We start from the raw sequence: 21,656 nt of genomic DNA, 5'->3' as shown, positions 1-21,656 counted from the left end.
GGGCCTGCTAGTCCAGCAGGCCGAAGTTGTTGAACGGCCAGTACACGAGCGCGGCGCGTCCGGTGAGCGTGTCCTCGTCGACGGCGCCGAAGTAGCGCGAGTCGTTGGAGTTCGTGCGGTTGTCCCCCATGACCCACAGGTGCCCCTCGGGCACGGTGTAGGGGTAGGACACCTCCACGCCGAGCGCCGTCTTGAGCGGCTCGGAGGGCAGGCCGCGGGTGTAGGGCTCGTCGAGCGCCACGCCGTCCACCACCACGCGCCCGTCCACGAGGTCGACCGTCTGGCCGCCCACCGCGATGCAGCGCTTGATGAGCACGCGGCCGGGGATCTCCGGGTCCTGGAACGTCACGATGTCGCCGGGCTGGGGGTCGCGCAGGTAGTAGCTGATCTTCTCCGAGAACACCATGTCGCCGGTCATGATGGTGTTCTCCATGGAGCCGGAGGGTATCTCGTAGGGCTGGAATACGAACGTGCGCAGCGCCCATGACAGCCCGAAGATGAAGGCCACCATGACCAGCAGGCTGAGGATGGTCCTGAACGCGCCCGATCGGCGCGGCTCGGCGTGTTGCCCGGAGTCCATGAAGGTTGTCTATCCTTTCCGAACGGGCGCGGAGGGCGCCCGGATGAAGTCACGAGCGTATATGATAGCGCTTCGCGCCAGCACGCCCGGCGCGTTCGATAAACTCTTCAGAAATTCCCGATCAGCGGGCGAAATCCGGGCGGACGGCCCGCGCGCGCCCGTTGCTCCGCCCGCAGGCGCCCCTACCCGATAAGGGCGGCGTCCTCCAGCGGCCAGATGACGGCCACGCCGCGCGCGGTCACGGACGAGCGCCCGACGGCGCCGAAGTAGCGCGAGTCATTGGAGTTCGTGCGGTTGTCCCCCATGACCCACAGGTGCCCCTCGGGCACGGTGTAGGGGTAGGACACCTCCACGCCGAGCGCCGTCTTGAGCGGCTCGGAGGGCAGGCCGCGGGTGTAGGGCTCGTCGAGCGCCACGCCGTCCACCACCACGCGCCCGTCCACGAGGTCGACCGTCTGGCCGCCCACCGCGATGCAGCGCTTGATGAGCACGCGGCCGGGGATCTCCGGGTCCTGGAACGTCACGATGTCGCCGGGCTGGGGGTCGCGGAACAGGTAGCTCACCTTCTCAGCGTAGACGCGGTCGCCGGTCATGATGATGTTCTCCATGGAGCCAGAGGGCACGGCGAAGGCCTGGTGCACGAACGTGACCTGGAGCCACGCCAAAGCAACGACGAAGGCTGCCCACCAGAGCGCCGCGACGATCCTGCGCGGCGCCCTCGGCGCGCCCGTGCGCGCATGCCGGCCGTGGTCCATGATCCCGCCTTCCCTCTGTTCCGTGCGGGCCTAGCGCCCGCTTCCGTCCGCCAAGTGTAGCAGAAACCTGCGGTCGGCGTCCGAGAGGTCGGCCGCGTCCAGCAGGTCGGGGCGCAGGCGCGCCGTGCGCTCGAGGCTCTGCTCGCGCCTCCAGCGGGCCACGGCGCCGTGGTCGCCCGAGAGCAGCACGGCGGGCACGTCCCTGCCCCGGAACGTTGCCGGACGCGTGTACTGGGGGTATTCCAACAGGCCGTCGGCGAAGCTCTCTCCTTGGGCGCCGGTGGGCGCCCCCAGCACGCCGGGCAGCTTGCGCACCACGGCGTCGATGACCACCATGGAGGCCAGCTCGCCGCTCGTGAGCACGTAGTCGCCCAGCGAGACGGTGCGGTCGGCCAGCGCATAGGCGCGCTCGTCGATGCCCTCGTAGTGGCCGCACACGAACAGAAGGCGCTCCTCGCGCGCCAGCTCGCAGGCCAGCGCGTCGTCGAAAGGCCGGCCGTGCGGGGCCAGGAAGATGGTGCAGGGGCACGGCAAGGCCTCGCCGTCAGCGCCGGCTCCGCAGGTCAAGTCGTCGTAAGCCTCGAACAGGGGCTCGCACTTCATGACAAGGCCGTCGCCGCCGCCGTAAGGGTCGTCGTCGGTCGTGCGGTGCCGGTCGTGCGTCCAGTCGCGCAGGTCGTGCGCCTTGAACGAGATGATGCCCTTCTCCTGGGCGATGCGCATCATGGACGCGCCCATGACGGAGTCGTACATGGAAGGGAACGTCGAAAGCGTCTCGATGATCATGGGAAGTCCAATCGGTAGGCGGTACGGCGGCGCTGCTGCTACAGCTCGAGCAGGCCGTCGGGCAGGTCGACGTCGATGCGCCGCGCCTCCTCGTCCACGCCGGCCACGAGCGCGTCGACGAGCGGCACGAGCACCGTCCGGCCTCCGGCCGCTGGGACGACTTCCAGCAGGTCCTGGCCCGGCAGCTCCTGGATGCCCGCCACCGTGCCCACGAGGCCGGCGCGCGCGTCGTGCACCTCCCAGCCGTCCCAGGTGCCGGCATGCGCGTCCAGCGCCCCCTCTGGCAAGTCTGCGCGGCGCACGAGGCAGTGGCAGCCTACGAGGGCCTCGGCCGCGTCGATGCCCTCCACAGCGTCGAACGCCACGACGGCCGTGCGGTCATCGATGGCAGACACGGTCGTCACCCGCGCGCAGCGCGGGGCGTCCGACACGGGCGGCACGAAGGCCACCTCCAGGCCCTCCGACAGCAAAAAGGGAAGGCCCGCCGCGCTCTGCGCGACGAACCCTCCCTGCAGGTTCTTCGTTCTCGCCAGTACGGCGACGTCCGTCCAAGCGCGCATCTAGTCGATGAGCTCCACTTCGACATGGGTGTTCGTGCGCGACGCGGCGGCACGGGCGAGCGTGCGGATGGCCTTGATGACCCGCCCCTGGCGGCCGATGACCTTGCCGGCATCCTCCTCGTTCACGCGGAGCTCCACGAGGATGGAGCCGTCCTCGGCATCGCTCGCCTCGATCTGCAGCTCATCGGGAAACTCGATGAGCGGGCGCACGACGGACTCGACGAGGCCGACGATGTCTTCCGTCTGCTCGGCCATGGCGCTTACGCGTTCTCGCGGGCGTTCTTGAGCAGGCGCGCCACCGTGTCGGTGGGCTGGGCGCCGTTCTTGATCCACTGGTCGACCTTCTCCAGGTCGAACTGCACCATCGTGGGGTTGGCGCAGGGGTTGTAGCGGCCGACCTCCTCGATGAACTTGCCGTCGCGCGGGCAGCGCGCGTCGGCGACGACGATGCGGTAGTACGGGCGCTTCTTGGCGCCGTGGCGGGCCAGGCGAATTTTGACTGCCATGAAGGTGAACTCCTTTTGCTTCTTACGTCAGGTCGGGCGGGTTGGGCGGCGCCTTCTGGGCGCGCGCACGATTCCCGCAAAACAGCAATTGCTTATGATACGGCGTAATCTTCCGTTTGACAAGCGATTGTCGTCTCGTAGTGCCCGCTATTGTACGCGAACCCCCGCAAAGCCAGCATCCCCGACCCCCCACGTCCTCGAAAAGCCCACGTTTCGGGCGCTCCCCCTGCGCTCGGCACGTGGGGGGCTTGGCGAACCGGGCGAGAAGGCCGCGGCGTGCCACGACCGGGAGGCTGCCCGCTGCTCGGGACGGCAGGCAGCCCGGGAGGGCGGTTCGGGGAGCCGACGCCATTCCCTCCCCCTGGCAGCCCCGACCGGGGCCTTCCTAGCCTCAGCAGGGACGGCGCGTGTCGACGCAGTCGCGGTAGTAGATATGGATGTCCTCATAGCCGCCCATGAAGTTCACGAAGCCGCCGGGCACGGTGCCCACGCGGGTGAAGCCCAGGTCCTCGTACAGGTGGATGGCACCGGCGTTGTCGGCCACCACGGCGTTGAACTGCAGGCCCCGGAAGCCCTTGCGCGCAGCCTGCGCGAGCGAGTCCTCAACAAGGGCACGACCGAGTCCCAGCCCGCGCACGCTCGAGGCCACGGCGTAGCTCGCGTTGCCCACGTGCGCGCAGCGCCCCACGTTGTTCGGGTGCAGGATGTACAGGCCCATGACCTTTCCGTCGAGGTCGGCCACCACGGAAAGCGTCTGGGCCGCGAAGAACTCCGCGGCGGTCTCCAACGTGAGCGGCTCGATCTGGGGGAAGGCCTCGCCACCCTCCACAACCTCGTTCCACACCTTGAGCATTCCCGCGAGGTCCTCCTCGCGGTACGGCCGAATCTCCAGGCCCATGGGCGCATCCTTTCTCGCGGGCTTCACCATGCGGCGCCAGTATAGCAGAGGGCGCCGCGCCCTGCCTCCCCGTCCACGCGACGCGGCGGCAACCGTCGAGAGCAGGAGGAAGCAAGATCCGGCGAGGTTGGCGCAGCGAATCAGCGACGGCGGCCGTGATGCGGCAGATTCGCGGGGTTGCGAAGGCGAAACGCACAACAGATATGCGGGTCTCCGGGATCGCGCGAAGGCGGAGCGCCACGGCCGGCCGCGGCATCGAGCGGTTCCGACGGCCGGCAAGCCGACGGAGCAGGACTATTCCGCCACTAGCTTGCGCACGTCCACGCGCTTCACCTTGCGGGCGCTCGCGTAGGCGGCGATCAGGAACAGCGTCGAAAGGCCCAGCGTGAGGCCGCCTACCATGAGCGGATTCGTGTCGATGGCGAACCGCGAAACGCCGAAGAGGCCGAACAGCTGCCCCATGAGCCAGCTGCCGCCGAGCGCCGCCAGCGTTGCGCCCGCCGAGCAGCCCGCGAGCGCCACGAGGAAGAAGCGCAGGGCGAACTGCACGCGAAGCGCGCGCGTCGTGAACCCGAGCGCGCGGTACACGCCCAAGTCGTGACGCTCGGCCGTGAACATGCGCCCGATGATGAGCGACACGGCGAGGAACACGAGCGTCGCGGCGACCGTCGCCATGGCGAAGCCCATGATGGTGAACAGCTGCTGGATAAGGCCGACCATGCCCTCGGTATCGCTGAACATGCCGGCAGGCCGCGCGTCCACCGCATCGCCGAAGCGCGCCTCGATGGCCGCACGCGCCTCGTCGGCCTTCTGCGGATCGGCCAGGACGTACTGCCGCGCCGTCTCGGCGACGTCCGCGCCTTTTCCGGCCAGGTCGCACACCCCGTCGTAGGTGAGGATGGTGCCGTAGCCGGCATTGAACATGGCGGAGAGCAGCCCGCACACCACGAAGCGGCGCTCCTCGCCGTCCGCCCCGTCGACAGCCAGCTCGTCTCCAATGCCAAGACCCATCGACTTCGCAAGGTTTCCGCCGATGAGCGCCTCGTTGTCGTGAATCGGCAGACGCCCTGCCACCACACCCGTCACCAGCGAAAGGTCGCTCAAGCCCGCGAACGAGTGGCTCTCGCCCCCGAAGCTCACCATGGCGAACGACTCCTTCCACGACTTCTCTATGGGGCTGACCTCTTCGATGACCCGCTCCACCTCGTCGAAGCTCGCGTCGGGCGAGACGAGGGTGGCCGACACGTCGCTCGTCCACATGCCGAAAGCCTCCTTCGCCGCATTCGGGCCGCCGAGCGCGCCGCCTATGCCGAACACGAGCACGATGAATGCACACATGACCAGCGCGCATCCCGCAAGCCCCACGTAGCGGCGCTTCGCCGACACGATAGCGCGCACGGCCAACCCCAAACCGAGATGGGAGCCGCCCAACGGGCGGGCAGCCCGGCTGCGGAACGTCACGTCGGCCGCGCCGCCCCGGAAAGCGACGAGCGGCGAGATGCGCGAGAGCTTGTGCGTCTTGCATACGACGACGGCCGCGACCAGCGCCAGCAGCGCCGCCAAAAGGAGCAGCGCCGCCGCAGGAGGCGCTGCGTTCGTCGCCAGCACGCCGGTGAATTGCGCGAAGAACGGCAGGACGGGAGGCACGAGCGCCCAGCCCAACCCGAGGCCGGCCGCGAGTCCCAGAAGGCTCACGCCCACGTACTCCACGCCCAGCATGCCGCGCAGCGAGCGGTTCGACAAGCCGAGGGCCTTGAGCGTGCCGTAGTCCGCGTAATCCTCCTCGATGGACGTCGCGATGGCGTGCGTGCAGATGACGAGCGCTATCACGAACAACAGCAGCGCGAACACGCCCAGGACGGCACCGCCGATGACCACGACCATCATCGCATAGCCGGCAAGCGTGTCGGCGGCGAACATGCCCGTTGCCGTGTTCGCCCAGGCCACCTCATCCGCGATGAGCCGGGCGAGGTCGGTCGAGGTCGTGCCCGTCGCGCGGGCCTCGTCCGACAAGCGCACGTTGATCTCGGCCATGCGATACGCCGACATCTTCGACGAGGAAGAAAGAACGTCGGCCGGTTCGCCGCCCTGCGCGACGGTCGCGTCGACGAGCGAGCCCACCTCGTCGTAGGCTCCCTGCGCCACCACGTAGCGTTTCATCTCCAGAAACGGCGTGCCAAGCTGAGGATCCTCGAAGAATCCCGCGATGGTGAAGCGGCGTGCCTCGTCGCCCACCAGCACTTCCAGCTCGTCGCCTACCTGAACGCCAGGAGCGACCTTGAGCGACGCCGGCACGTAGACCTCGTCGGGGCCCGGCTCGCGGGCCTCGTCGACGAGATGCGTCCCGTCGTCGGAGAACAGGCGGAAGCCGAGGGCGTCGCCCCAAGCCACAAGCGCGGTGCCCGAGGTGGGGTTCTTGTCCACGGCCTCGCCGCCCGCATCGTAGAACCTCACGGGAACGGAGAGGGCGCCGTTCACCCGCGCCTCGCTTACCTCGGACAGCGCCTCCACCTCGGCGGCCACCTCGTCAGTGAGGTTCGTCGCCATATCGACGGCATACACGTCGCCCGCCCCGATCTCGGCAAGCGCGGCCTCCTCGCGGGCGTTCAAGTCCGCGTACATGCTCACGGTGAAGGTGAGCGCAGCGGCGGTGAGGGCCATGAGCAGGAAGATGCCCGCGAACGAGCCCTTCCCCCGTTTGAGGCCGGCCGCGACGAGCGTGCGCATGAGCGCCATAACGTCCACCCCCCTACCAAGCCAGCGACGACAGCCAGGCGTTCACCTGGGCGTCGCGGGCCTTGAGGTAGGCGCCGCCGCCGTCGCCGCGGAAGGCCGGCAGCTCGAGCTCGCCTTTGATCGAGCCGTCCTCCAGGTACAGCACGCGGTTCGCGCGCAGGGCGCACAGCACGTCATGCGTGACCATGCAGATCGACTGGCCGCTGCCGTTCAGCTCGCAAAGCAGCGAGAGCACCTCGAGCGTGTTGGCACGGTTGAGCGCGCCGGTGGGCTCGTCGGCGAACACGATGTCGGGATCGTTCACCACGCTGCGGGCCACGGCGCAGCGCTGCTGCTGGCCGCCGGAGGCCTGGCTGGGAAGATGATGCGCGTCGGCATCGAGCCCCATGCGCTCGACGAACGCCTGCGCGACCGCGCGCGTGTCGGCAGCCGAGCGCCCGGCCTTCAGATAGCCGGGCACGGCCACGTTCTCGAACAGCGTGAGGTTCGACACGAGGTGAGCCTGCTGGAACACGAACCCGAAGCGCTGCGCGCGCAGCTCGGCCATGTCGCGCTCGCGCAAGCCGGTGATGGACGAGCCTCGATAGCGCACGTCGCCGGCCGTCGGGGCGTCCATGCCGGAAAGGCAGTACAGAAGCGTGGACTTGCCGGAGCCCGACGGCCCCATGATGGCGGTGAAATCGCCTTCGTAGAGCGTCAGGTCGACGTTGCTCAGCACGTGGGTCTGCACCCCGTCGGCCGCGTAGCTCTTGCACAGCCGCTCGGTTTGGATGATGGGATTCTTCATGATGCCCTCTCGTCTCGCCTATTCGTTGGAAGGCATCGTAGCCGCGCGAACATTAAGGCGTCCTTAAGATGCGAGGGGGAGTTCGAGGACGGCGGCGAGGCCGGGCTCGGCGTTCTCGAGGCTTAAGCCGCCTCCCATCTGCTCAACCAGGTAGCGCACGATGAACAGCCCGAGGCCCGCGCCCGGCGCATCGCCGGCGTTCGAGCCGCGGTAGAAACGGTCGGCGACGAACGGCAGGTCCTCGGGCGGGATGCCGGGGCCGCGGTCGCGCACGCGCACGCGATAGGCGCGCGCGGCGGTGTCGAGGACACCCTCCACCTCCACGTCCGCGCCGGGCGCGTACTTGGCGGCGTTCGCCAACAGGTTCCCGATCGCCTGCTCGAGGCGCTTCGGGTCGCAGCTCGCCTGCGCCTCGTCGAGGCGCCCGAGCGTCACCCTGCCGCCCGCGTCGAAGTCCGCGACCGCCCGAGCCACGACGCGGGCGATGGGCGCTTCCTCGCAGCGCACCTGGATGCGGTCGAGGTCGGCGAGCGCGTGGAGGAACAGGTCGTCGGTGAGCGACGTCACCTCGTCGCACTTGCGCGCGATGGTGCGCGCGTAGCCCTCGCGCTCCGCTTGCGTGCGCGCGAGGCCCAGCTCGAGCGCCTCGGAGTAGGCGCGGATGGACGCGATGGGCGTCTTTATGTCGTGCGACAGCGCGGCGACGGCCGTCTTGCCCCGCTCCACGGCCTCGGCCTCGGCGGCGCGGGCGCGTTTGATCTCTGCGCGCATGTTGTCGAACGCCCAGGTGAATCGGCCGAACGGGTTGCTGCGCTCATAGGCGAGCGGGGCGTCGAGGTTGCCCGTCGCCACGTCCTGCGCGAACGCCTCCAACCGCATGAAGGGACGCACGACACCGACGTAGAGGTAGGCGACGACGCCCCATGCGAATGCCGCGCCGAGCGCGGCGAGCGCCCAGACGAGCGCGACGGGGAGGCCGCCGCGCGCGTCGGCGGCCGCTCGCAGCGCATCCTGCGCGCGCGAGAGCGCGGCGTCGGCGGCCTCCACGTCCGCGCCTTCGGGCAGCTCGGCGCGGGCCGCGTTCAGCTCCACGGTCTGCGCCCGCATCTCGGCGGCCGGCCCGTCGCCCGCGAGCAGGGCCGTGGCCGCGAACGCCGCCAGGGCGAGGACGAGCGTCGCGGAGGCGGCGATGCCGACGAGCCGTCGCGCGATGCGCGCGCCCTCGCGCGAAGCCGCCGTCACGACGCGCCGCCCTCGGCGTCGAAGCGGTAGCCCCTCCCCCGCACGGTCTTGAAGTGGGCCGGGCGGGAAGGGTCGTCCTCCACCTTCGCGCGCAGCCAGCTCATGTGCACCGACACCGTCTGCGGCTCCACCTCCGAGAACGCGCCCCATACCTCGGCCAGCAGGCGCTCCTTCGACACTGTCTCGCCCTCATGCGCGATCAGGAAGCGGGCGAGCGCGAACTCCTTGGGCGACAGCGCCGCGACGACGCCGTCCTTCGCGAGCGTCCCGGCGGCTTCGTCGAGGGCGAACGGTCCCGCGACGAGCGGCCGTCCCGCGCCGCCGGAGCGCCCCCGAGAGCGCCTGAGCAGCGCGTTCACGTGCGCGAGCAGCTCGCGCAGAGAGTAGGGCTTGGGCAGGTAGTCGTCGCCGCCCGTGTCGAGCCCGACGATGCGGTCCGTCTCGCTCGTGCGCGCCGACGCGAACACGATGGGCACGTCGCTCGCGCGCCGAAGGGCCTCGCACGCCGCGAAGCCGTCGTCGCCCGGCAGGTTGATGTCGAGCAGCACGAGGTCGAACGGACGGGCGCCCAGCACGTCGTAGGCCTCTTCGGCGCTCGCAGCGCGCACGACCGCGAACCCCTCGCTTTCGAGGTAGCGCGCCACGATGGCGGACAGATCCGCGTCGTCGTCGACTATGAGTACGCTCGGCATCGCTCCCCTTCCCTCGCTCCCTTCCCCGCATCGGGCGGAACGCCTCCATTGTAGCAAGGAGCGACGCCGACCGCCCTCGCGGGACGGGGGTTTCGCGCGGATCCGGCGAGCCGTTCGCAGAACCTGTGTCGTTCGGGCGCAGCAGCGAGGGGCTGTGATACCATGCGCGCAGGAGGTGCCCCATGGCCCACATGCTGATCATCGAAGACGAACCAGCCATCCGCACCGTGCTCGCCGAGGTGTTCAAGAGCGCGGGCCACGACGTGGCGCTCGCCGCCGACGGGATGGAGGGCATCGCGGCGTTCCGCGCGCGGCCTTGCGACCTCGTCGTGCTCGACCTCATGCTGCCGAAGATCGACGGCTTCGCCGTGTGCGAGCTCATACGGCAGGAATCCGACGTCCCCGTCATGATGCTCACGGCGCTCGGTGCCGAGTCCGACGAGCTGCGCGGCTTCGAGCTTCTTGCCGACGACTACGTGACGAAGCCGTTCTCCGTGAAGGTGGTGCTGCGGCGCGCCGAGGCCCTGCTGCGCCGGGCGGCGCACGCCCCGGCCGACGGCGCCGACAGCCTGCTGCGCTGCGGCGACGTGGCGCTCGACCCCGCCGGCCGCACGGCGAGCCGCGGCGGAACTCCCGTGGAGCTTACCCGCACCGAATTCGACGTGCTCGAGCTGCTGCTCGCCCATCCCGGCCGGGTGTTCACGCGCGACGAGCTGCTCTCCCTCGTGTGGCACTACGAGTTCGCCAGCGATCCGAAGATCGTCAACATCCACGTCATGAACATCCGCAAGAAGCTCGGCGCCGGCCTCGTGGCCACCGTTCGGGGGATCGGGTACAAGCTTGGAGAGGCGTAGGCGGCATAGCGACGAGAGCAGGCGACGGCGCCGCCTCGGACTCAAGGTGTTCCTGGCCGTGGCCGCCGCGCTCGCGCTGACGAGCGCGCTCATCTACGCGCTCGTGGCCGTGGCGCTGCCCGCCAGCTACGAGAACGTGGCCACATCGCGCGTGCACGAACGCCTCGACGCGCTCGGCGCGCAGCTCGCCGAAACGCCCTACGCCGATGCGGCCCAGCCCATCTACGACTTCTGCATCGAGAACAACGCAACCGCCGTGCTCGTCGTGGGCAACGACTCGTCCCGTTTCGGCACCGAGCCGGACACGGGAAGCGAATCGGCCGTCGCCCTGTCGACCAACGTGCGGTTCGCCGACCAGGACAGCGGCTACCTCACCATCGTGGCCAACCTGCCCGCCGCCGGCGAGCTGCCTTCGGCGTTCTGGAGCATGCTGCCCGCCGTCGTCACGGCCATCCTCGCCGCGGCCGTGCTCGTGGCCTGGGGCGTGAGCCGCATCATCAACCGGCTCGTCGCCGACGTGGCCGATGCCAAGCGCGCCGAGCGGCAGCGCCGCGACTTCTTCGCCGCCGTGTCCCACGAGCTGAAGACGCCCCTGTGCGCCCTCAAGGCCCAGATCGAGTGCATGCTGTACGGTATCGGCGACTTCGCCGACCGCGACAAGCACCTGCCGGTGGCGCTCGAGACCGCCGAGCGCCTCGAAGGGCTCGTCGGCGAGATCGTGCTCGTCGCCGGCATGGAGGCCGACGACATCGACCGCGCCTGCGAGGACGTCTCGGCGGCCGCGCTCGTGCAGGAGGCCGTCGACGCGTGGGCGCCGCGGGCGGCCGAGCGGGGGCTCGCATTCGACGCCGACGTGCAGGGCGACGCCATCGTCCGGGCGAACCGCGCGCTCGTGGCCAAGGCGCTGGCGAACGTCATCGGGAACGCCGTGACGTACTCGCCGCCCGGCGCGCAGGTGTCCGTCCGCCTCGCCGACGGGACGCTCGTCGTGGAGAACACGGGCATCGAACTCTCCGACGACGAGCTGGCCCGCGCGTTCGAGCCGTTTTTCCGCGCCGAAGCCTCGCGCAACCGCGCAACGGGCGGCAGCGGCCTCGGTCTCTACATCGCGAAGACGGCGTTCGACCGCTACGGCATCCGCTTCGCGCTCGACAGTGCGAACGACCGCGTCACGTTCTGGGCGCGCTTCCCCAAGGGCCGCAGCATCTAAACCGAATCTAAACCGACGCTCAACCGGATCCTCGCCTTTCTGGCCGATAGTGGAATTCCACCGAACGGAAAGGAGTCTTCATGGGACTTGGCAAACGCGCCCTGCTGTACCTCACGCGCAAGCGGGGCAAGACGCTCATCCTGTTCCTGCTGCTGCTCGTCATCGCCACGATGGCGTTGTCAGGGCTGGCCATCAAACAGGCCGCGCAAACCGCGCAGCTCAACGTGCGCGAGGCGCTGGGCGGGTCGTTCGCCCTCAAGCAGAACACGAGCGACGCGAGCAAATGGGAGTCGGTCCAGCAGGGATCGAACGGCTCGAAGGGGTTCTATCGCGGCGAGCCCATCACGAAGGAATTGGCCGACCGCATCATGGGAAGCGTGGACGGTATCAAGGGCTACAACGCATCCTATCAGTCCACCGTGCTCATGAAGAAGCAGGGGGCCTATCTCGATCTCGTCGAATCGGACGCGGAGGACGGCGGAGGGCTGGGCGCGATGCTGGCCTCGTCGGGCGACATGAACAAGACCTCAACCGCCTTCGGCGCAACCGACACCGCTTTCGACTCTTACTTCGCCCAGGGCTTTCTCAAACTCGTGGACGGGCGGCACCTCGAGCACGGCGAAACCGGCAAGGCGCTCATCAGCAAGGAGCTGGCCGAGAAGAACGGCCTCGCGGTGGGCGATAGGCTCACTCTCCAGCAGAGCGAGACGAAAGCGCAGATGAACGGCATCGATCCCGAAGACACGAAGATAGACGTCGAGATCGTGGGGCTGTACGAGCCCACCGCCAAGGCGAGCGCCGTCATGAGCAACTGGTCCATCGACAACGCAGTGTTCACCTCGCTCGAGGTCATCCAGCACGTGCGCCCCGAGACGGGCGGCGAGAGCTACGAGCGCGTGGACTTCCACGTGGACGATCCCGCCGAGGTGAACCGCATCGTCGAGGAAGTGAAGAACCTCGACGGCCTCGACCCCATCGACTTCACGGTTGACGTGGACACGGGCAACGTCGATTCCGTCATCGAGCCGCTCGAGAACATGGACAGCCTCATGACCGGGCTCATCGCGGTCATGGTGGTCATCGGCGCGATCATCCTCTATCTCGTGCTGGCCGGACGGGTGCGCGAGCGCATCCATGAGAGCGGCGTGCTGCTGTCGCTCGGCGTGACCAAGCGGGCCATCGTCGCGCAGTACCTCGTGGAGATCGCCCTCGTGGCCGTGCTCGCGTTCGGCGCCTCGTACTTCACGAGCGGGCTCGTGGCCCAGACGGCGGCCGCGCAGCTGCTCGACTACGCCACCGAGCAGGCGGGCGACGTGGGCGGATCAGGCGCACAGGGGCCGACGAGCAGCGGAGACGGCATGATGGCAGCCAACTCAAGCTCGATGGCGCCGAAATTCGAGCAGAACCGCGACATGACGAAAATTGAGGTCGTCATCGATCCCGCAGCGCTCGTAGGCGTCTACCTGGCGGGCGGCGTGCTCATCATCGGCTCGGTGGCCGCGGCTGCGCTGCCGGTACTGCGCCTCAAGCCCAAAGAAATACTCACGAAGATGAGCTAGAAAGGACTCTGTCATGCACCTAATGGAACTAGAAAACGTACGTTACTCCTACGGCTCCGCACAACCCGTGCTGCGCGATGTGTCGCTGGCGCTCGAACCGGGAAAGCTCTACGCGATACTCGGCCCGTCCGGCTGCGGCAAAACCACGCTGCTGTCCCTTATGGGCGGACTCGACTCACCCGACGGCGGCACCGTCCGCTTCAGCGGCGAGGACATTGCCGACACGGGACTCGCCGAGCACCGCAAGCATCACGTGGCGTTCGTCTTCCAAAGCTTCAACCTTATCGACTACCTCACTCCGGCCGAAAACGTGGCGCTCATCACGCGCTCGTCGCCCTACCCGCTGCTGGAAGAACTGGGACTGACTAGCGAGGAGGCGCGCCGAAACGTGCTGAAGCTATCGGGCGGCCAGCAGCAGCGTGTGGCCATCGCCCGCGCACTGGCGACGGACGCGCCCGTCATCCTAGCCGACGAGCCCACGGGCAACCTCGACGAAGACACCGCCGCCGAGATAACCGGCATCCTGCGCAGCTGCGCCCACAAGATGGAGAAGTGCGTGGTGGTGGTCACCCACTCGCGTGAGCTGGCCCGCAAGGCCGACTGCGTGCTGAGGTTGAAGAAAGGTGTGGTGAGCCAAGAGGACGTCGGTTCATCCGTTGTCGGATCGACCTCCCGCCGAAATGCTCCGCGGGGAAGGAGCCGATCATGAGGGGCCGCGAGCGCGCAGGTCGCATCGGCGCTCGCGCCGTGCCCACCATCCCGGCCTTCACCATCGCCTCGTACGCAGCCAGCGGCATCCTCGCAGCCTGTTTTGTTCTCGCTGCGGTTGCCACCTGGACGAACGTGTCGGCGCAGCTGACCCAAGGTGTGCCCGTGGCAGGCAACGAGCTAGCCATAGCGAACGCCGTCCTGTCAGGCTGCGCGTCGTACGCAGCGTTCGCCTTCCTCGCCTTCGCGGCCGGGACGGTGTACCGCGGCTTCGGCCGATACTCGGCGGCAGGTGGCGATAGCAGCGGCGGTAGCGTCGGTGACGATGTTAGTGCTGGCGAACTGGGCGACCCAGAGACCGACGAGGACGCGTTTTGGGACGAGGACACTCAGGAGGCCGAGTCACCACAGGACAGTGGGACGCAAAGCACTGGGACACCCAGAGCGTCGAACGACTTAAGCGGCCAAGAGCGCGACCCACAGGATAAGAAGGACACCGAAGGCCGCAAGAACACCGGAGACGATGATACCTCCGTATACTGCGCCGACCTCAACCGGTTGTTCGCCGTGCGCCAGACCGTATCGCTCGACCAAGCGCTCAGAAGCGTGTACACCCGCTGACAGCGCAGCACGCAGAAGCGCGCGACCCTCGGGGCATCGCCCGACGTCGCTTAAACGCGCGCCTTCTTCCATTTGCGGATCTTGCTGCGGAACGATTTGAACGGCGCGACGGTGTTCGTGTGAATCCATTTCCACACCGGCCAGTTCGAAGGGGTCGACTGCGCCCAGGCCCTGCCGCCCGGCTCGAACAGCTCCTCGTCGGAGAACCCGTCGACCCACTGCACGAGCGCGTCCACGTCGTCCTCGAACGACCGCTTCAGGTGCTCGAACGGTTCCGCGCGATGCTCGTCGTAGAAGCCTTGGTACAAAACGCCCATCTGGTTCCACTTGCAGCCGGGCGCCGGCATGGCCACGTCCATGCCGGCCAGCTCGTCGGCGTCCCAGCCGCGCAACAGCCCCATCCACCCCAGCTGGTAGGCCAGCATCTCGCGCGGCGTGCGGTCCACGCCCTCGACCGTCGAGTCGGCGTCGGCCTCGGCCACGTCGTCGAACTCCGCGGCGAACAGCCCGGCCGTCTTCCGGATCTCGGCGATCAGCGCTTCCTTGCTCTCGTAACCCTGCATAGCGCCCCTCCTCAAACGAATGCGGCGGCCCCGTTGCCGCCGCATCATGCCTATTCGCCCATCATGTCTTGGAGCTTCTTGATGTCGGCCATGCTCATGCCGCCCATGCCGGGCAGGCCCATGCGACGCCGCCGGCCCTTCTTGCCCTTCTTCCCCTTTTTGCCGCCCTGCAGGTCCTCCACGGCGGGCATCATCTTCTTCATCATCTTCTTCGTCTCGTTGAACTTCTTGATCAGCTGGTTCACGTCCGAGACGGTCACGCCCGCGCCGGCGGCGATGCGCGCGCGGCGCGAGCCGTTCAGCAGGTCGGGCTTCTCGCGCTCGGCCTTGGTCATGGAGTTGATGATGACCTCCATGTGGTCGAGCGCGCCCTCGTCCACCTGGCCCTGCGACATGGCCTTGTCGCCGCCGGGCAATGCGCTGATCAGCTTGGAAATGCCGCCCATCTTGCGGATCTGGCGGTTCATGTCGATGAAGTCGTTGAGCGTGAGGTTCGCGCGCATCATGCGCTCGGCCTGCTCCTGCTCGACCTCCTCCTGTTGCACCTTCACGGCGCTCTCGATGAGGCTGACCACGTCGCCCATGCCCAAGATGCGCTTCGCCATGCGGTCGGGGTGGAACTCCTCGAGCGAGTCCGGCTTCTCGCCGGACGAGATGAACTTGATGGGCTTGCCCGTGACCTGCTTGATGGACAGCGCGCCGCCGCCGCGGGCGTCGCCGTCCATCTTCGACATGATCACGCCGTCGAAGTCCACGCGCTCGGAGAAGGCGGCAGCCACGTTCACGACGTCCTGGCCGGTCATGGCGTCCACCACCATGAGGATCTGGTCGGGCTTGACCGCACGCTTGATGGCCTCGGCCTCGTCCATCATCTCGTCGTCCACGTGCAGGCGGCCCGCCGTGTCCACGATCACCACGTCGCGCAGGTTGTCGATGGCGTCCTGGATGCCCTCGGTGGCGATGCGCACCGGGTCCTGGCCGTCACCGCGGTACACCCGCACGCCGATCTCGCCGCCGAGCGTCTGCAGCTGGTCGGCCGCGGCGGGACGGTACACGTCGCAGGCCACCAGCAAGGGCGAGTGGTTCTCCTGCTTCAGGCGGTAGGCCAGCTTCGCGGCGGCCGTCGTCTTGCCGGAGCCCTGCAGGCCCACGAGCATGATGACGTTGGGAATGCGGCTGGAGAGCACGAGCTTGCTGTCCGTGCGGCCCAAGAGCTCGGTGAGCTCGTCGAGCACGATCTTGATGACGTTCTGCGCCGGCGTGAGCGAGTCGAGCACCTCCGCGTCCAGGCAGCGCTCCTTCGTGCGGGCGATGAAGCCCTTCACCACCTTGAAGTTCACGTCGGCTTCCAGAAGCGCCATGCGGATCTCGCGCATGGCGTCGTTGATGTCGTCCTCGGTCAGGCGGCCCTTGCCGCGCAGCCCGCTGAATATGCCCTGAAGGCGTTCGGAGAGGTTCTCGAGCATGGAAGTGCGCTCCCATCGGTCGGTCATGTCGTACGCTTAATGGGAGATTATACTTGATCGACGCATGCGGACGCGAACTTCACCTTTTCAACGACTGGGGGTGGTCTTCCGAACAATTACGAATACGGCCTTCGCAGTGCCATGGTTCTACCGAGCACCAGACCCCATGCGCTCTTAGCCCCGCTCGTCGAAGTCGCCGACGAGGGCGCGCGCGAAGTCGTGCGCGTCGAAGTCCTTGAGGTCGTCGAGGCCCTCTCCTACGCCGATCTTGAGCACGGGCAGCTCCAGCTCGTGGCTCACAGCCAGCGCGATGCCGCCCTTCGCGGTGCCGTCGAGTTTCGTGACGATCACGCCGTCCAGATCGAGCGCGCGGTCGAACTCGCGTGCCTGCTGAAGGCCGTTCTGGCCGGTGGTGGCATCGATAACGAGCACGGTGAACACGGGCAGATTCGAGCGCTTGCGCACCACGGCCACCACCTTCTCCAGCTCGCGCATGAGGTCGGCCGACGTGTGCAGGCGCCCGGCCGTGTCCACCAGCACGAGGTCGGCGCCCTCCTGCTCGGCGCGCTCGAGGGTGTCGTAGCAGACGCTCGCCGGGTCGCTGCCGCGCTCGCGCGTGCACACGGGCACGTTCGCGCGCCGCGCCCACACCTCCAGCTGCTCGATGGCCGCCGCGCGGAACGTGTCGGCGCTGCCCAGGAGCACCGTGCGGCCCGCGTCCGTGGCCTCCTTGGCCAGCTTGCCCACCGTGGTGGTCTTGCCCGTGCCGTTGATGCCCACGAACAGCACCACGGCCGGCCCGCCGCCGAACACGTCCTCGCCGCCGGACGTGAACGTGGAGGCTATCTGGTCGTTCAGCAGGTCGAGCACGGCGTAAGCATCGGGCAGCGCCCGTCTCGTGGCCTGGTCGCGCAAATTCTCCACGATCTCGCTGGCCGCCGCGCCCCCGATGTCGGCCAGGATGAGCGTCTCCTCCAGGCCATCCCAGAACTCGTCGTCCAGATCCGGGCCGCGGTCCAGGAGGACGTTCATCTGCTCTTTGAACTTGTCGCGCGAGCGGGAGAGCCCCTCGCTGATCCTATCGAAAAATCCCATGTGCGGGCTCCTTTCTCAACAACCTGAACAGTGTATCCCAAATGGGGCCGCACGTCAGCAGCGCGGGTCCGCCTCCTGCTCGGCGTGGATCTTGCGCAAGGAACGCGTATACCCGACGAAGGGGAAGAGCGAGAAGACGAAGCCGGCCGCGAGGACCATGCACGCCGCGAGGCAGGCCCACGACGCCGGCTCGTTGCCCTGGGCCGAAAGCCGTGACTGGAGCACGAAGAGCAACGCCGCGGCAACCGCGCAGAGGAGCGCGCGCAGGCCCAGCCCCTTCCGGCTCTCCCGAAGCGTCTCCGCTTCCGCGTCGTCGTCGGTGTACAGCGGCGTGGTGCCGGCCTCGGCGCGCACGATCTGCCAGCCGGGCCCCAGCACGACGGGTTCCCAGCCGCCGAGGCCGTACAGCTCCCGCGCTTCCTCCGAGAAGTCGCGCTGGAAGTCCACCGCGTAGTCGAAGCCGTGCGGCTCGCCGCGCTCGAAACGGTACAGGAGCGCCCGGTTGACACCTGTCACATGCCAGCCCTTCGCGCTCATCCTCTTGAGCATCGCCATGTCATGGCCCGGCATCACCGCAAGGCCCCCGCACATTCTATAGGTCGTCTTCGCCATGCTCCCCCTCGCCCATCGCCCCGATGTCCGCGGTGCTCCCGTCCTTCCCGCCCAACAGCCCCTCGGCGAGCACCATCAGCCGTCGGCGCCGCTCGAAGTCGCGCCGCAGCACCGCGCGTCCCTCGTCGGTTGCCGCGTAGCGGATGCGGCTCTCCCCCTCGGGCCCCTCGGCCGCGTCGGCGATCTCCGCGATCCAGCCCGCGCCTTTGAGCTTCTTGAGCGTCGTGTACATGGTGGCCGGCCCGATATCCACCGTGCCCTGCGTGGACTCCTTGATGCCCTGCATGATGCGGTATCCATGCACCGGCTCGAGCGTGGCCAAGAGGATGAGGAAGATGCTGTCGGACAGCTCCCCCGTCTCGTACGGGCTCCTCTTCGCCATTTCGCTCCTCTACTATATCAATGATGGATACTATGCTACAATCAGCCTGCTTGCAAGCGAATACTTTCGGTTCCCACTATACTCTATCTGGAAATGGAGCGTCTCATCATGGCTGAAGAGCATTTGGAAGCTGCTGCAAGCGGGCAGGCGAAGGGCTGGTTCGAGCAGCGGAAGGACCCCGAGTTTCGCAAGCGGCAGGATGCGAGCCTGTTCCAGGCGATAACCCTGGTCATGCTGCCCTTCATATGGGCGGGTTTCGTCTACTCGCTGGCCACGGGCAACGAGGGCAACATGAACAGCTACTCGCTCATGATCCTCTTCTTCTCGTTGCTGAACGCGGACGTGCTGGTCAAAGGCGAGAAACTGTCGAACAAGGTGCTCAACGTGCTGGCGAGGGCCAACTGCGTGCTGTTCTTCGTCTGGGCGCTCGCCAACATCGTCTACCTGATCGCGAAGTAGGAATAGCGGCCGCGGCGGGGGCGCGGCCATCGCCCGCTCCCCGCACGCAGGCCGCTGCGCTATTCCGCGTGGCGCAAGGCGTGCTCGAGCTTCTGGCTGACCACCTTCGTCACGCCGTCGGCCTGCATGGACACGCCGAACAGCACGTCGGCCATCTCCATGGTGCGCCGCTGGTGCGTGATCATGATGAGCTGCGTGGTGTCGCGCAGCGATTCCAGGTACGACGTGAGGCGGCGCAGGTTCGAGTCGTCGAGCGCGGCCTCCACCTCGTCGAGGATGTAGAACGGCGTCGTGCGGATGCGGTACACCGCGAACAAGAGCGCGAGCGCCGTGAGAGACTTCTCGCCGCCGGACATGAGCATCATCTTCGTGATGCGCTTGCCGCGCGGCTGCGCCGTCACCTCCACGCCCGTGTTCTCCAGGTCGTCGGGGTCAACGAGCGAGAGCTCGGCCGAGCCGCCCGGGAACAGCACGGCGAAGATCTCGCTGAAGTTCTTGCTGACTGCGTCGAACGTGCGGACGAAGTCGTCCTTCATGCGGGCATCTATGACGCGCACGATCTTGCCGAGCGCACGGCGCGCGCCGTCGAGGTCGGCCAGCTGGGCGGCCAGGTAGTCGTAGCGCTCCTTGAGGCGCTCGTACTCGTCGGCGGCATCGGGGTTGATGGTGCCCATGTTGGCGATGCGGCGGCGCAGCTTGAACGCCTGGTCCTCCACCGCGCCCCGGTCGTCTAGCGCGGGCAGCGCGAGAGCATGGTCGAGCGGCACCTTGCAGTCGTGGACGATGGCGTTCACCGCCCCTTCCACCTGCACCTCCAGGCGGCCCTTGTCGACCCGGGCCTGGCCCATGCGGGCGTTGGCCTCGTCGAACGCGTCGTGCGCGGAGCGTGCGGCGGCACGGGCCTCGTTGGCCGCCTGGTGCATGCCCCCGGCGGCGTCCTGGGCGGCGTTCGCAGCCTCCTCGAGCGCGCGCGTACGGCGCCGGGCGCTGTCCGAGAGCTCCTCCATGATCGCGAGCAAGGGCTCGATGCGCCGCTGCGCCACGACTTTGCGCAGCAGACCCTCGCGGGCATCGGCGTCGGCCGCGGCCGCCTGCTCGATCTCGCGGGCGCGCGCATCCGCCACGCGGGACGTGTACGTCTCGCGCTCGGCGAGCGTGGCCGCCTTGAGCTTCGCCTCTGCCAGCGCGTCGCGCACCTGGGCCGCCTGCTTCCGCAGCGGCACCACGGCGTCCTGCGCCTCGGCGAGGCGTGCCGTATCGTCTTCCAGCTGCTGGGCCAGGCCGGCCAGGCGCTGCTCCAGGGCCTCCACCGACGGCCGCGCCTCGGCCACGGTGCGCTCGGCCTCGGCGCGCTGGCGCTCGATGTCCTCGAACTCGCGCCGCACGGCCGCCAGCTTCTCCTCGGCGCGGCGCGCGTCGGCGCGGGCGGCGTCCGTCTTGCCGCGCAGCTCGGCCAGCTCCTGGGACAGGCGCAGGCTCTCGCCCTGGGCCTGCCGCAGCGCCTCCTCGGCCGCGGCGGACGCCTGCTGGGCCGAGTCGCGGGCGGCGTCGGCCTCGGCGAGGCGGGCCCGCAAACCGTCGAGGCGCCGGGCGCGGGCGAGCACGCCCTCGGCATCGTCGGCTGCAGCGGCGCCGAGCGTCACCTTGCCCCCGGGCCACACCACGCAGCCGTCCTCCGTGACGAAGCGGGCGCCGAAGGCGTCGCGCGCATGGGCGGCGAGCGCAGCGTCCAGGCCGTCGCACACCACCACGTCGCCCATCAGCGCCTCCACGGCGCGGGCGGCCTCGGGCGGGTACGACAGCCCGTCCACGAGCGCGCGCCCGAGCCCGGCCGACGCGGCGGCGCGTGCAGGCAGCTCGTCGGCGGCGTGGCCGGGCCCGGCGGCGTCGTCGCGGGCCACGAGCACGACCTCGCCCTGCTCGTCGCAGGATGCGAGCGCGGCCGCCACGGCGGCCGCTCCAGCGGTCTCGTCCACGAGCAGCGCCGCCACGTCGCCGCCCAGCAGGCGCTCCACGAGCGCCTCCGACCCCGCCTCGGCCCGCAGCACGTGCGAGAGCGGTGCCAAGGCGCAGGACAGCTCGTCGGAGTGATCGAGCAGCCAGGCGCGGGCGGGCCCTGCGGCGGCGCTCGCACGCTCCACCTCCTCGAGCCCCTTGATCTCCGAGGCCAAAAGCGACGCCTCGTCGCGGGCCTCCTCGAGCGCGGTGCGGGCGGCCTCGCGTGCGGCGAACGCCGTGCTCACCGCCCCGCGCGCCGCCGCCTCGCGGTCGGCGAGCGCCTCCAGCGCCGCGCCGGCGGCCGCGGCCGCCTCGGCAAGCGCTGCGGCATCGGTCTGCGAGCGCTGGAGCTGCAGCTCCAGCTCCTTTCCGTGGCCCTCGATGAGCTTCACGTGCGCCAGGCCGCTGGCCAGCGACTCCTGCGTGGCCGCGAGCTCGCGACGCGCCTGCTCCTGCGCGCGCTCGGCACCTCGGCGCGCCTCGGTGAGCGCGGCCGCCTCGCGGTCGAGCGCGCGGTGGCGCTCGGTGAGCGACGCGTGCTCCTCGGCAAGGCGCGCCACGTCGGCGTCGGCGCGCTCGCGCTCGGC

General features: G+C 68.8%; 23 protein-coding genes. 6 read left to right on the top strand and 17 right to left on the bottom strand.

Annotation, left to right across the window (positions count from 1 at the left end; translation table 11 throughout):
* Positions 1-7: 7 nt before the first annotated feature.
* From lepB (LB310_RS14285) to LB310_RS14235, 11 genes are all read right to left on the bottom strand, one after another.
* Positions 8-580 carry a signal peptidase I gene (gene lepB, locus LB310_RS14285; RefSeq protein ID WP_096228435.1) on the bottom strand — a complete coding sequence of 191 codons (573 nt, stop codon included), beginning with the start codon at positions 578-580 and terminating at the stop codon, positions 8-10.
* Positions 581-762: 182 nt separating this feature from the next.
* The gene (gene lepB / locus LB310_RS14280; protein WP_096228434.1) at positions 763-1,335 is read right to left on the bottom strand and encodes a signal peptidase I; all 573 of its coding nucleotides are present in this window, start codon (positions 1,333-1,335) and stop codon (positions 763-765) included.
* 30 nt (positions 1,336-1,365) lie between these two features.
* A complete protein-coding gene (gene trmD / locus LB310_RS14275; protein WP_096228433.1) occupies positions 1,366-2,121 on the bottom strand; it encodes a tRNA (guanosine(37)-N1)-methyltransferase TrmD in 756 nt (251 codons plus the stop codon).
* A gap of 38 nt (positions 2,122-2,159) precedes the next feature.
* Positions 2,160-2,681, bottom strand: a complete 522-nt coding sequence (locus LB310_RS14270; RefSeq protein ID WP_096228432.1) for a ribosome maturation factor RimM — start codon at positions 2,679-2,681, stop codon at positions 2,160-2,162.
* Complete coding sequence (locus tag LB310_RS14265; RefSeq protein ID WP_087192342.1) at positions 2,682-2,936, bottom strand: KH domain-containing protein; 255 nt, start codon at positions 2,934-2,936, stop codon at positions 2,682-2,684.
* A gap of 5 nt (positions 2,937-2,941) precedes the next feature.
* Positions 2,942-3,187: a 30S ribosomal protein S16 gene (rpsP, locus tag LB310_RS14260; protein ID WP_087192343.1), complete on the bottom strand. Its 246-nt coding sequence runs from the start codon at positions 3,185-3,187 to the stop codon at positions 2,942-2,944.
* A 391-nt stretch (positions 3,188-3,578) separates the two neighbouring features.
* Positions 3,579-4,085 carry a GNAT family N-acetyltransferase gene (locus LB310_RS14255; RefSeq protein WP_096228431.1) on the bottom strand — a complete coding sequence of 169 codons (507 nt, stop codon included), beginning with the start codon at positions 4,083-4,085 and terminating at the stop codon, positions 3,579-3,581.
* A gap of 294 nt (positions 4,086-4,379) precedes the next feature.
* Positions 4,380-6,821, bottom strand: a complete 2,442-nt coding sequence (locus LB310_RS14250; protein ID WP_096228430.1) for an FtsX-like permease family protein — start codon at positions 6,819-6,821, stop codon at positions 4,380-4,382.
* A gap of 13 nt (positions 6,822-6,834) precedes the next feature.
* Entirely contained in the window at positions 6,835-7,608 is a 774-nt protein-coding gene (locus LB310_RS14245; protein WP_096228429.1) for an ABC transporter ATP-binding protein, read from the bottom strand.
* A gap of 63 nt (positions 7,609-7,671) precedes the next feature.
* The gene (locus LB310_RS14240) at positions 7,672-8,850 is read right to left on the bottom strand and encodes a sensor histidine kinase KdpD (RefSeq protein ID WP_301155272.1); all 1,179 of its coding nucleotides are present in this window, start codon (positions 8,848-8,850) and stop codon (positions 7,672-7,674) included.
* A complete protein-coding gene (locus LB310_RS14235) occupies positions 8,847-9,542 on the bottom strand; it encodes a response regulator transcription factor (RefSeq protein ID WP_123674147.1) in 696 nt (231 codons plus the stop codon). The genes LB310_RS14240 and LB310_RS14235 overlap by 4 nt, the downstream gene beginning before the upstream one ends.
* Before the next feature lie 182 nt (positions 9,543-9,724).
* On the opposite strand from LB310_RS14235, the gene LB310_RS14230 reads away from it, so the two are divergent.
* The 5 genes from LB310_RS14230 (at position 9,725) to LB310_RS14210 (ending at position 14,494) form a co-directional block, all read left to right on the top strand.
* Positions 9,725-10,396 (top strand): response regulator transcription factor, encoded by a 672-nt coding sequence (locus LB310_RS14230; protein ID WP_301155271.1) that lies wholly within the window; start codon positions 9,725-9,727, stop codon positions 10,394-10,396.
* A complete protein-coding gene (locus LB310_RS14225) occupies positions 10,383-11,606 on the top strand; it encodes a cell wall metabolism sensor histidine kinase WalK (RefSeq protein ID WP_278805438.1) in 1,224 nt (407 codons plus the stop codon). Before LB310_RS14230 ends, LB310_RS14225 begins: the two co-directional genes overlap by 14 nt.
* 80 nt (positions 11,607-11,686) lie before the next feature.
* On the top strand, positions 11,687-13,165 hold the full coding sequence (locus LB310_RS14220) for an ABC transporter permease (protein WP_278805437.1): 1,479 nt from the start codon (positions 11,687-11,689) through the stop codon (positions 13,163-13,165).
* Positions 13,166-13,178: 13 nt separating this feature from the next.
* Positions 13,179-13,874, top strand: a complete 696-nt coding sequence (locus LB310_RS14215; protein ID WP_301155270.1) for an ABC transporter ATP-binding protein — start codon at positions 13,179-13,181, stop codon at positions 13,872-13,874.
* Entirely contained in the window at positions 13,871-14,494 is a 624-nt protein-coding gene (locus LB310_RS14210) for a hypothetical protein (RefSeq protein ID WP_096228422.1), read from the top strand. The genes LB310_RS14215 and LB310_RS14210 overlap by 4 nt, the downstream gene beginning before the upstream one ends.
* A gap of 50 nt (positions 14,495-14,544) precedes the next feature.
* Here the strand turns inward: LB310_RS14210 and LB310_RS14205 are convergent, their stop codons facing one another.
* The 5 genes from LB310_RS14205 to LB310_RS14185 all read right to left on the bottom strand — a co-directional run bounded on the left by LB310_RS14205 (position 14,545) and on the right by LB310_RS14185 (position 18,612).
* Complete coding sequence (locus LB310_RS14205) at positions 14,545-15,057, bottom strand: ClbS/DfsB family four-helix bundle protein (RefSeq protein WP_278805435.1); 513 nt, start codon at positions 15,055-15,057, stop codon at positions 14,545-14,547.
* A 50-nt stretch (positions 15,058-15,107) separates the two neighbouring features.
* A complete protein-coding gene (gene ffh, locus LB310_RS14200; protein ID WP_087192109.1) occupies positions 15,108-16,523 on the bottom strand; it encodes a signal recognition particle protein in 1,416 nt (471 codons plus the stop codon).
* A 174-nt stretch (positions 16,524-16,697) separates the two neighbouring features.
* Complete coding sequence (gene ftsY, locus LB310_RS14195; RefSeq protein ID WP_278805434.1) at positions 16,698-17,618, bottom strand: signal recognition particle-docking protein FtsY; 921 nt, start codon at positions 17,616-17,618, stop codon at positions 16,698-16,700.
* 54 nt (positions 17,619-17,672) lie between these two features.
* Positions 17,673-18,230: a DUF2812 domain-containing protein gene (locus LB310_RS14190; RefSeq protein WP_087192111.1), complete on the bottom strand. Its 558-nt coding sequence runs from the start codon at positions 18,228-18,230 to the stop codon at positions 17,673-17,675.
* On the bottom strand, positions 18,211-18,612 hold the full coding sequence (locus tag LB310_RS14185; RefSeq protein WP_278805433.1) for a PadR family transcriptional regulator: 402 nt from the start codon (positions 18,610-18,612) through the stop codon (positions 18,211-18,213). Before LB310_RS14185 ends, LB310_RS14190 begins: the two co-directional genes overlap by 20 nt.
* A 108-nt stretch (positions 18,613-18,720) precedes the next feature.
* On the opposite strand from LB310_RS14185, the gene LB310_RS14180 reads away from it, so the two are divergent.
* A complete protein-coding gene (locus tag LB310_RS14180) occupies positions 18,721-19,071 on the top strand; it encodes a hypothetical protein (protein ID WP_087192125.1) in 351 nt (116 codons plus the stop codon).
* Positions 19,072-19,130: 59 nt separating this feature from the next.
* Here the strand turns inward: LB310_RS14180 and LB310_RS14175 are convergent.
* The coding region (locus LB310_RS14175) for an AAA family ATPase (RefSeq protein WP_301155269.1) at positions 19,131-21,656 on the bottom strand (2,526 nt) is incomplete at its 5' end.

It is taken from the genome of Gordonibacter sp. RACS_AR49, assembly GCF_030418435.1.
GTDB classification, from domain to species: Bacteria; Actinomycetota; Coriobacteriia; order Coriobacteriales; family Eggerthellaceae; genus Gordonibacter; species Gordonibacter urolithinfaciens.
This window is presented reverse-complemented; position numbering and strand designations above follow the sequence as displayed.

Coding starts and splice junctions, on each gene's coding strand:
- lepB (WP_096228435.1), bottom strand. CDS start 580: ATGGACTCCGGGCAACACGCCGAGCCGCGCCGATCGGGCGCGTTCAGG.
- lepB (WP_096228434.1), bottom strand. CDS start 1,335: ATGGACCACGGCCGGCATGCGCGCACGGGCGCGCCGAGGGCGCCGCGC.
- trmD (WP_096228433.1), bottom strand. CDS start 2,121: ATGATCATCGAGACGCTTTCGACGTTCCCTTCCATGTACGACTCCGTC.
- LB310_RS14270 (WP_096228432.1), bottom strand. CDS start 2,681: ATGCGCGCTTGGACGGACGTCGCCGTACTGGCGAGAACGAAGAACCTG.
- LB310_RS14265 (WP_087192342.1), bottom strand. CDS start 2,936: ATGGCCGAGCAGACGGAAGACATCGTCGGCCTCGTCGAGTCCGTCGTG.
- rpsP (WP_087192343.1), bottom strand. CDS start 3,187: ATGGCAGTCAAAATTCGCCTGGCCCGCCACGGCGCCAAGAAGCGCCCG.
- LB310_RS14255 (WP_096228431.1), bottom strand. CDS start 4,085: ATGGGCCTGGAGATTCGGCCGTACCGCGAGGAGGACCTCGCGGGAATG.
- LB310_RS14250 (WP_096228430.1), bottom strand. CDS start 6,821: ATGGCGCTCATGCGCACGCTCGTCGCGGCCGGCCTCAAACGGGGGAAG.
- LB310_RS14245 (WP_096228429.1), bottom strand. CDS start 7,608: ATGAAGAATCCCATCATCCAAACCGAGCGGCTGTGCAAGAGCTACGCG.
- LB310_RS14235 (WP_123674147.1), bottom strand. CDS start 9,542: ATGCCGAGCGTACTCATAGTCGACGACGACGCGGATCTGTCCGCCATC.
- LB310_RS14230 (WP_301155271.1), top strand. CDS start 9,725: ATGGCCCACATGCTGATCATCGAAGACGAACCAGCCATCCGCACCGTG.
- LB310_RS14220 (WP_278805437.1), top strand. CDS start 11,687: ATGGGACTTGGCAAACGCGCCCTGCTGTACCTCACGCGCAAGCGGGGC.
- LB310_RS14215 (WP_301155270.1), top strand. CDS start 13,179: ATGCACCTAATGGAACTAGAAAACGTACGTTACTCCTACGGCTCCGCA.
- LB310_RS14210 (WP_096228422.1), top strand. CDS start 13,871: ATGAGGGGCCGCGAGCGCGCAGGTCGCATCGGCGCTCGCGCCGTGCCC.
- LB310_RS14205 (WP_278805435.1), bottom strand. CDS start 15,057: ATGCAGGGTTACGAGAGCAAGGAAGCGCTGATCGCCGAGATCCGGAAG.
- ffh (WP_087192109.1), bottom strand. CDS start 16,523: ATGCTCGAGAACCTCTCCGAACGCCTTCAGGGCATATTCAGCGGGCTG.
- ftsY (WP_278805434.1), bottom strand. CDS start 17,618: ATGGGATTTTTCGATAGGATCAGCGAGGGGCTCTCCCGCTCGCGCGAC.
- LB310_RS14190 (WP_087192111.1), bottom strand. CDS start 18,230: ATGGCGAAGACGACCTATAGAATGTGCGGGGGCCTTGCGGTGATGCCG.
- LB310_RS14185 (WP_278805433.1), bottom strand. CDS start 18,612: ATGGCGAAGAGGAGCCCGTACGAGACGGGGGAGCTGTCCGACAGCATC.
- LB310_RS14180 (WP_087192125.1), top strand. CDS start 18,721: ATGGCTGAAGAGCATTTGGAAGCTGCTGCAAGCGGGCAGGCGAAGGGC.